Origin of the sequence: Cupriavidus sp. IK-TO18, assembly GCF_015549295.1 — a bacterium.
In the GTDB taxonomy this organism is placed as follows: Bacteria; Pseudomonadota; Gammaproteobacteria; order Burkholderiales; family Burkholderiaceae; genus Cupriavidus; species Cupriavidus oxalaticus_A.
On the sequence record NZ_JADGMP010000087.1, the window covers coordinates 1 to 651 of the forward strand.

The 651-nt window shown below is 59.4% G+C and carries 1 protein-coding gene; it reads left to right on the forward strand.

Going from position 1 to position 651, the window contains the following annotated elements; all coding sequences use genetic code 11:
- Positions 1–651 (forward strand): aldehyde dehydrogenase family protein (locus IPF36_RS34215; protein ID WP_195432361.1); only part of this gene is annotated, 651 nt, incomplete at both ends.

The window sequence follows — 651 nt, forward strand, 5'->3', positions numbered from 1 at the left end:
AAGATTGCAGGCGCGCTTGCGGCAGGCTGCTCGATCATCCTGAAGGCAGCGGAAGAAACACCCGCTGGTGCCTTGCATATCGCCCGCGCGTTTCACGACGCGGGGCTGCCTGCCGGTGTCCTCAACCTGGTCTTTGGCGTGCCCGCAGACATCTCTTCCTATATTATTCCGCAAGAGCAGACCCGACTTGTCGCCTTTACCGGATCGACTGCCGTCGGCAAGCATTTGACCCAGCTTGCAACCCAGACCATGACCCCGGTTCTGATGGAGCTTGGGGGACATGCCCCGGTCATTGTCTGTGATGACATCGACCCGAACTTTGCCGGTGTCACATCCGCAGTCCGAAAGGCGCGTAACGCCGGGCAAGTCTGCACATCGCCGACGCGTTTCTTCGTCCAGGAGGCGATTTTCGAGCAATTCAGCGCCGCCTTTGCTGAACGGGCCAAGGCCATCATTGTAGGCAACGGCATGGACAGCAGCACCGAAATGGGATCTGTCGCAAATCACCGTCGCATAGAAGCCCTGGAAGGTTTCGTTTCAGACGCACGCTCCAAGGGTGCAAAGGTCATCGCTGGCGGCGACCGCATGGCAAGACCTGGCTATTTCTTCCCGGTCACCGTGCTGAAGGACGTGCCTGATGATGCCCGCGTC